The 275-nt window shown below is 36.0% G+C and carries 1 protein-coding gene; it reads left to right on the forward strand.

Translation table 11 applies throughout. The features are described from left to right. A partial coding sequence (locus R0K30_RS21815; RefSeq protein ID WP_410612915.1) for an AMP-binding protein occupies window positions 1–275 on the forward strand: 275 nt, incomplete at both ends.

The raw sequence follows: 275 nt of genomic DNA on the forward strand, positions 1-275 counted from the left end.
GAGCTGCCGCAAATACCATTATAGATATCAATGAAAAATTCAAAGTTTCTGAAGAAGATCGAATTTTGGGAATTTCCTCTTTTTGTTTTGATCTGTCTGTCTATGATGTTTTTGGTTCACTAAGTGCAGGGGCATCTCTTGTTCTTATAGATGATCAAAGAGACGTTAATCAATTAAAACATGCTTTAGAAAAAGAGCGAATTACGGTATGGAATTCAGTGCCTGCCATTATGGAGCTGACAGTTGAGCTTTATGATTCCATTGAAAAAAACCGG

The organism is Bacillus sp. SIMBA_154 (genome assembly GCF_046536015.1).
Taxonomy (GTDB): Bacteria; Bacillota; Bacilli; order Bacillales; family Bacillaceae; genus Bacillus; species Bacillus pumilus_P.